The sequence below is a fragment of the Bacillus sp. DHT2 genome (assembly GCF_026241455.1).
GTDB lineage: Bacteria > Bacillota > Bacilli > Bacillales > Bacillaceae_G > Bacillus_A > Bacillus_A pseudomycoides.
In genome coordinates this window covers 1-8,087 of record NZ_JAPHWH010000042.1, presented here as the reverse complement: position 1 = coordinate 8,087, position 8,087 = coordinate 1, and the positions used below count along the sequence as shown (strand labels likewise).

The 8,087-nt window shown below is 33.3% G+C and carries 8 protein-coding genes and 1 rRNA gene; 1 reads left to right on the top strand and 8 read right to left on the bottom strand.

Annotation, left to right across the window (positions count from 1 at the left end; translation table 11 throughout):
* Positions 1–95, top strand: a 5S ribosomal RNA gene (rrf, locus tag ORL93_RS30445); the annotation flags it as partial.
* A 99-nt stretch (positions 96–194) separates the two neighbouring features.
* On the opposite strand, the gene ORL93_RS30440 is transcribed toward rrf, so the two are convergent.
* The 8 genes from ORL93_RS30440 to ORL93_RS30405 all read right to left on the bottom strand — a co-directional run bounded on the left by ORL93_RS30440 (position 195) and on the right by ORL93_RS30405 (position 7,453).
* A complete protein-coding gene (locus ORL93_RS30440; RefSeq protein WP_482762602.1) occupies positions 195–335 on the bottom strand; it encodes a hypothetical protein in 141 nt (46 codons plus the stop codon).
* A gap of 285 nt (positions 336–620) precedes the next feature.
* Positions 621–1,067, bottom strand: a complete 447-nt coding sequence (locus tag ORL93_RS30435; RefSeq protein WP_018783680.1) for an ASCH domain-containing protein — start codon at positions 1,065–1,067, stop codon at positions 621–623.
* A gap of 335 nt (positions 1,068–1,402) precedes the next feature.
* The gene (gene bacA, locus ORL93_RS30430; protein WP_006093183.1) at positions 1,403–2,200 is read right to left on the bottom strand and encodes an undecaprenyl-diphosphate phosphatase; all 798 of its coding nucleotides are present in this window, start codon (positions 2,198–2,200) and stop codon (positions 1,403–1,405) included.
* A 52-nt stretch (positions 2,201–2,252) separates the two neighbouring features.
* A complete protein-coding gene (locus tag ORL93_RS30425) occupies positions 2,253–3,776 on the bottom strand; it encodes a serine hydrolase domain-containing protein (protein ID WP_265960305.1) in 1,524 nt (507 codons plus the stop codon).
* Positions 3,777–3,992: 216 nt separating this feature from the next.
* Positions 3,993–4,730 carry an ABC transporter permease gene (locus tag ORL93_RS30420; RefSeq protein WP_265960304.1) on the bottom strand — a complete coding sequence of 246 codons (738 nt, stop codon included), beginning with the start codon at positions 4,728–4,730 and terminating at the stop codon, positions 3,993–3,995.
* Positions 4,723–5,643, bottom strand: coding sequence for an ABC transporter ATP-binding protein (locus ORL93_RS30415; RefSeq protein ID WP_097795775.1), 921 nt, complete (start codon positions 5,641–5,643; stop codon positions 4,723–4,725). Before ORL93_RS30415 ends, ORL93_RS30420 begins: the two co-directional genes overlap by 8 nt.
* Positions 5,644–5,706: 63 nt before the next feature.
* Complete coding sequence (locus ORL93_RS30410; RefSeq protein ID WP_265960303.1) at positions 5,707–6,750, bottom strand: sensor histidine kinase; 1,044 nt, start codon at positions 6,748–6,750, stop codon at positions 5,707–5,709.
* Positions 6,740–7,453, bottom strand: coding sequence for a response regulator transcription factor (locus ORL93_RS30405; protein WP_265960302.1), 714 nt, complete (start codon positions 7,451–7,453; stop codon positions 6,740–6,742). The genes ORL93_RS30410 and ORL93_RS30405 overlap by 11 nt, the downstream gene beginning before the upstream one ends.
* Positions 7,454–8,087 lie beyond the last annotated feature (634 nt).

Here is an 8,087-nt window from a genome sequence, read left to right as displayed (position 1 = left end):
GTCACACCCGTTCCCATACCGAACACGGAAGTTAAGCTCTCTAGCGCCGATGGTAGTTGGGACCTTGTCCCTGTGAGAGTAGGACGTCGCCAAGCAAAAACCTAAGTCGTTTCGACTTAGGTTTTTTGTGGTTAATAACATAATACCTATTTCCGTATGCAAATAATTTTCCTCTATTCACTTTTAACATATCCTCAATTTTTATTTTTACTAAAGAGTACGGAGAAACGCCTCCAGTAAAAATAGATTTTAATTCTGAATGAAGGTACTCCACCAACTGGATATCCTGTATGTTCTAACACTTCTTGCTCGGTGGCTAACCGTGGCCTCTCAATATGTAATGCTTTACCTACTCTAGAAGTGATTGCTCAGAATCATACAAATATTTTTGACGAATTGTTCTGGAGAAGCATTGATAGTTTGTGTAGCTTCCTCTACAGAATGACAAGTTTGTGAGATGCTCTGCAAAAATGTTTTGTATATGTAAATATTGTTTATATTTTTTTGCAGTCCTTCATACGGCTTCTTTTCTCCAAGTTAGAGATAATAACATAAGCCCATCATCTATATGTATCTCTCGAATCATAGATGATGGGCTTGGGTGTGAATAGTAGCTATGTTTATCTTTTGATATCAATGAGTTTAAAGCGCTCACAAACGAGTAACATGTCTTCAGAAAATTCACGTCCAAATTTGTGTAACTCTTCTGTGAAAAATTTTATATGTGCTTTTCTCCAGTAGTCATAAGTTCGATCACCTTCGCCTTCTGCAATGGCAAATTCTTCGGGAACTTCATTCATTGGTGTTACAGTTACTTCTATTGTTTTAATAATGGCTACAGGCTCATCCTGGCTATTTAAGATAATGCTATAATCATTTGTCGTAGGAAGCGGCTCATTGTCTAGTTCATAGAAGATATGACCAGAGCATGTTGCTGTTTTCACGCCATCAATTACTAATTGAGCAAGATAGTCAGGAGATGCTCCGAACTGCCATGCACTGACAGATTGAGGTTTTTCACTTTCCTTCCAATACTCATCCCAATACTTTTGTGCTAATTGGTTCATTTGTATCATTCACCTATTTCTCTATTATATAGTCTAATACATAATTCATTGCCATAAGGTTCTGCTCATCTATCTTTCCTATAAACCTCTATAATAATATTAAAGAATATTCGGAATAAAGAAGTCAAGCCATTTTAAACGACTACCTAAGTTTTCAAGATTAGATAATTTATTTCGAGTAATAAAACCAACGCTTTTTATGGGGAGCTTGTTTAACGTATCTTTTCGTCAAAATGAAGAAGGTACGTCTGTTAGGGTGGTATAATTGCAACTAACCGATTCTTCCATAGGAATATCGGTTAGTTGTTGTCTTTTTATAGGTGATCTTTCTATAGTTAGAGCAATACGAAGAGAGTGAACACAATGGCTAACAAAATGCGGTAATAGGCAAATGGCTTTAAACCGATTTTTGCTAGTAACTTTAAAAAAGTTACTACTGCCAACATTGCTACTACAAAAGAAGTAATAAATCCTACTGCAAACATTGGAATATCATCTATACTTAAATGTTCCCAACTTTTTAATAAGTCTAGACCTGTTGCACCAACCATGACAGGAAGAGCGATAAGAAAAGAAAATTCTGATGCAGCGTTATAATTTACTTTTGCTAACAATCCTCCAGACATTGTGGATCCAGCTCTTGAAAAACCAGGATATACCGCTAAACATTGAAATAATCCAATTGTTAATGCTTGACGATATGTTAAATCATCTAATGAATAAGAGGTAGCTTCAGGTTTTTTAACTTCTGCAAAAATCATAAGAATAGCTCCTGCTACAAGTCCGATAACGACAGTATATGGCTGAAATAAGTATGTTTTGATTACATCATGTAATAGTAAGCCAGCAACTACAGCTGGGAATACACCTAGGAAAACATGTAGTGCATTGAATTTTTTCTCTTTCTGCAAGAGAGGCTTAATGTTACATAAGGAAACAAGGCGTTTGTGATATAAAACAGCAATAGCTAAAATTGCTCCTAATTGTATGACAATCTCAAATGTTTTTGCTCTTTCTCCTTCAAAACCTAATAAGTGTCCTACTAGTATAAGATGCCCAGTAGAAGAAATAGGTAGGAATTCTGCTAGTCCTTCTACAATCCCGAGTATGAAGGCAATAATTGTATCGCTCATAATTTCACTCCTATACAAAATATTAATGAAAAGCTATCTATGAAATACAATGTTAAGAAATAAATCTATTCATTTCTTTTTTAGTAAAAAACATTAAAGTTGTATAGATAGAATATAAAATTATAACTGTTATAAAGCTATACATTGTTAGTGTAACTGTAACGGGAGCCCATACTGTAATAAACGACCAAGGTGCTCCAAGTAGTATTTTTGGGAGTTTTAAAAAGAATAGTAGTCCCCCTGCAACGACACATATATTTATGAGAAATAATATGAATTTCTTTTTGTTTAATAAAGTCCAATTTCGGCGTTTTTGTAATAACCTTCTTATAAGTCTTATGGTTAAAATTATAAATAATATACTTAAGCACGCTGTCACAATGAATATTATGGTTGCTATTTTATCTACCTTTTGAAAGCTATCTATTTGCTGTGTACCGGAAATGTTATTTCCGTTCCAGAGATCTATAACACCTTGACCAATTGATGTAGTAAATGTACTTTTCATATTTGCTAACACCGCTACACCTGTTTGTTCATCCGGCTGCATTATAATAAAAGACGAAAAGTTTGGATTTTCTCCATCATGGAATAAAATTTTTTTGTCTTTTTGTAAAACAACCCATCCACTGGCATAGTAGCTATTATTAGCAACTGGTTTCACTGTCTTATCAGGGATATGTGAATCCGAAATTAGTTGTGGATCAATAGAATCGTTTGTTTCAGTTCCTAATTGAAGATTCATCCATTTTGCTAAATCATTTGTATTACTGATAACATAACCTGCGGGTGTATTACCACGATAGATAGGTTGTGTATATGCATATGGTCTCATAAATCTTAATTTATACCCAGTAGCCATCTCATTGGATTGTCCTTGTAAGTAGCCTACTAATGAATTTTTCATTCCAATTTGGTTTAAGATGTTTTGCTTCATATAAACTTCATATGGCTTTTTTGTCACTTTTTCAATTACAAGTCCTAAAATATCATAATTAATAGTTGCGTATTCAAAAGAGCTTCCTGGCTTATGATCCAATTTTGTGTGTTGTAATGTTTTGACGGTTGCTTCTAGTGCATCATTTTCTGTACTGATGGGAATATCGCTAATAGTGGTAGAAGGTATTCCGCTAGTTTGATAAAGCAAATGATTTAAAGTAATATTTACTGGTTTATCGTTATAAGTTAATTTTAGCCATGGTAAAAATTTTGTGATATCGTCAGTTCTTTTTAGTAAGCCCTCTTTTTCTAATTGTAAAATAGCTAAACCTGTAAAAGCTTTACTTGTTGAAGCTAGCTCAAATAAAGTATCTTCATTCACGGGCTTTTTTGTTTTTAAATCTGCGTACCCAAATCCTTTTTGATAAACAGTTTTTCCTTTTTCGACAATGACTACTGATATTCCTGGTATTTGACTAAGCTCTTGTTGTTCTTTAATAAATTGGTCAATTTGTTGTATGCGTTGTTCTTTAGTTTGTTCACTTTCAGCAAAGCTAATTTGTGAAAATGGGATAAGAAAGACTAGTATTAAAAAACTGATAGAAAGGTAATGGTAGAGTATCTTCTTTTTATTCATCTTTAATAGCTCCTGTCTGTGGGTAATAATAGATGACAAAGTGGTTGAAATCTTTTATAGGGAGTGTTTATAATCCATATAACCGGAAATTAGACCCACACCTCAAAATTACCAGGGGGAACAAAAGAGAGGTGTGGGAACGACTTTTAATAAAAGCCTGATTTTAAGTGGTACATGACGTATCTACTAATAAAATTCCTGATTTATCTACTTAGATTAATGAATATCAACCTTTTTAAAATAGAATATTGTTGTGATAAAGCCGATAATAGATGTAGCTGCAATGATGATATATGAATATTCCGGAGGATATGTTGGTTGCAGTTCGTTATTTACTATATCGATTGTTGCTGCCCAAGGAAATAAATCTTTGTGCTCTGAGTTTGCAGTCATAACATTTATCATCGTTATAACGATTGTTAATATGATAGGCGGAACATAAGTTTTCATTGCAAGGGTTAGCAGTACAATAGGGGTTGATAAAATAAAAAGAAATCCGCCGCACATTAAAAATTTTATTAAAGATTGCAGAAGTAATGAGCTACTGAAGCCAGAGAAGTTTCCTAATAATCCTAATAATAAAGTTAGTCCCCAAGCAACTATAGTTAGCATCATAATCCAAACAAATAGGAGGATGAATTTACTTATAATAAAGTTAATACGTGATACAGGAATGGTTAATAGATTTTTTAATGTATCTTCCGTATATTCGCGGTTAAAGAGATAAGCAGTCACTACACCGTATAGGGGGATTCCAATTATTAAAACAGTATATAGGTTGACATCAGAGAACAGTCTATCAAATAGTATAGTTGGATTAGGATTTTTTGTTTTTATGTGTACATATGAAGCTACTACTACCATAAAAGGTGCCACAGCTGCTCCAATAATACTAATTAAGAACATGTTAGAACGTTTTAATTTTAATAGTTCGGTGTATAGTAGATTAACCAATTGTTCCACCTCCAACTAATTTGGTGAAGTAATCTTCTAATCTATCTTCACTCATCATAATTTTTAATACTTCGATATCGTTTTGGACAAATGTTTTATTAATCTGTCCTTGTTGTCCCAAATGGGAATAGACGCGAATGTTACCTTCATCATGAACCTCATAATCCGAAATATGGAATTGGTTTTCTAACAACATTGCAGCTTTATTATCGTTATTTACTTGGAATTCTAAGTATTTCCGATTTGTTTTTCGAAGTGTATCAAGAGCAATTTCCTCTAATAACTTTCCTTCATGAATAATTCCCATATGATCGACTAGCTGTTCGACTTCAGCTAAAATATGGCTGGAAATTAATATCGTTATATTTCTTTCTTGTGCTAAAGATTTAATGAGCTTTCGCATTTCTTTAATACCAATTGGATCTAAACCATTAGTTGGTTCATCTAATATTAACAGTTCTGGATAATGGAGAAGAGCCCTTGCAATTCCTAACCGCTGTTTCATCCCTAAAGAGTATTTTCCTACTAGCTTTTTTGTTTCATTCTGCAAGCCTACAATTTCTAGTGCTTCTCCAATCGCATTCTTTTTATGAACCCCGATTATCTTTGCATTAATTAATAGATTCTCTCTTGCAGTTAGGTTTTCATAGAACCCTGGCACTTCAACGATAGAACCGATTCTCCTTAAAATTTCTTTTTGATTCCGAAATAAATCTTCTCCGAATATTTCGATTTTTCCACTTGTAGGTTTTATTAATCCTAGTAGCATTCGAATTGTAGTCGTTTTACCAGCACCATTTCGCCCGATAAATCCGTAAATCTCTCCTTGGTTTACAGTTATATTTAGATTATCTACTGATTTTTGTTTGCCATAAATCTTAGTGAGATTTGTTGTCTTTATAATTGCATTCATTTTGAAACACCTGCTTTCCATAAGCTCTTAATTACATGATAAAAAGGAGGATTTAACTGCTACTTAATCATTTCTTAACTGTTTCTTAAAAATGGTTTGTTTTGGGATAGAAAATCCAAATGTGGTTCTTTCCCACGGAATACTTTCTACCCATATTTTCCCGCCGTTTTTTTCTACGAGAGCTTTAGCGATAGCGAGTCCTAGACCACTCCCGCCATGAGAATGGTTCCTTGATTGTTCACTTCGGTACATTCTCTCAAATACATTATTTAAATCATGTTTTGAAATTCCAGGTCCTTTATCCCAAATAAGCAGCTGATATTCATTAGTGGCCTCTAAGAGTTTTATTCCTATTATCTTTCCGGATTTTCCGTAATATATAGCATTTTTCATGAGGTTACCTATAACTCGTATAAGGCTAAGATAATCTGCTGTAACGGGACAAGGTGTTTCTGGGATGCTAACTTGTAACTCTAAATCATGTTTTGTTAGTTCAGGTAAAAATTCAATTAAAGATTCTCTAGCAATTTCAGCAAAATTGAGAGGCTCTTCCTTCAATGGAAATTCATCTGCATCTAGCTTGGCCATATTAAATATTTCATCAACTAATTGTTTTAAGTTGCTTGATTTCTTTGAAATAATTTCAAGATATTCTCGTTTCTCTTCTTCTGAAGTAGCAATATCATCTTTTAAAGCATCAACATAGCCAATAATAGAAGTAAGGGGTGTCCGGATATCATGCGAAATACTAGATAGGAGCTGTTTTCTAGATTCATGAGATTTTACAGCTTCAATTTGTACTTTTTCTAGCGCGGTTATTAATTCATTTGTAGAAAAAATTACTTCATCCAATGAATGATCGTTATTTGTATAGAGTCTTGTATGTGTATTTCCCTTGATAGCACGTTTTAATCCGGTAACCATGGATTTTCGATTTTCGATAAAATGAAGTCTTATAAAGAAAAGACTGATTGTCATAATGAAGAGTGCAATAAATAAAGCTAATCTTCCTGTTTCTAATTGATTGTTACTTATATCTATAAATAGGAGTACCGTGATTGCTAAAAGTTGCAATAGAAGAAGATACAGAACTTTATCATTCTTCATGCTTCTCACCTACAAATTTATAACCGATGCCCCAGACGGTTTGGATGAATTTAGGATTTGAAGGATCAGCCTCGATTTTCTTTCTAAGCTTTCGAATGTGCACCATAACGGTATTATCATCTTCTATATAATTACTATCCCAAACATTACGGAAGAGTTGTGTTTTTGTAAAAACTTGTTCAGGGTTTAAAGTAAAAAACTTCAATAATTCCAATTCTTTTCCGGTTAAAGAGATTTCTGTGCCATCTACGTTAACTGTGTACTTTTTCACATCAATTGTTAGCCCTTTAAATGTTAGGAGTGTTTTGTCCTGCGTGCTAGTGTTACTCCCTAACACGAAAAAACGCCTCATAAGAGCTTTTACTCTAGCGACCACTTCATGAATACTAAAAGGTTTTGTGATATAATCGTCTGCCCCTATGCTGAGACCTAAAATTTTATCCACTTCATGATCTTTAGCAGTAAGCATTAGTATTGGGATGTTTGTTTTATCCCTAAGTCTTCTACATACTTCGATACCATCAATCTTAGGCATCATGAGATCTAGTATGATCAGATTATATTTATTTTGATTAAATAAATGAAGTGCTTCTTCGCCATTTATAGCGATATCTACTGTATATAATTCTCGTTCTAGATATTTTTTTAATAAATCTCGTATTTCTTTTTCATCGTCTGCTATAAGTACACGGATATCTTCCATATTGTCACCTGCTTCTAATAGAGTTTTATTAATAGTATAATTTGTATAAACAAAGGTTGTAGTATGGCTCGGTAATAAAAAAATACAATAGCTATCTAATTATATACTATTAATTATTAAAGTAAGGTTATTAGTTTTGATGAAAGGAATAGGATGTATGGAATCGAGAAGAGGGAGATTATGAGTGATTGAATATAAGGGGAGCGCCCCAAAGATAGTTTGAATAAGAGTGTTGTGAAACGGAAGTATATAATTTTGAATGTTACTTGGAGAAATAGATTACTAGATAAAGGGACGCTCTTGTTTCTATCTATTGAAATTTTAATGTGTTTTTTCTCATAATATATTGATGCAAAAAGAGTGGATTAAATATATTTAAAAAAGGTATTGACGATTAGTATATTGAAGTGTAATATTATACGAGTCGCCGATAGCAACAACGCAGAACGCGACAAACGAAATAAAAAACTTAGTTGACATTGAAACATGAAAGTGTTAACATAAGGGAGTCGCAAATGAGCGGCAAACAAGTTCTTTGAAAACTGAACGAAACAAACAACGTGAAACGTCAATTTTTATTTTAGATGCTAGACAAACTAACTTTATTGGAGAGTTTGATCCTGGCTCAGGATGA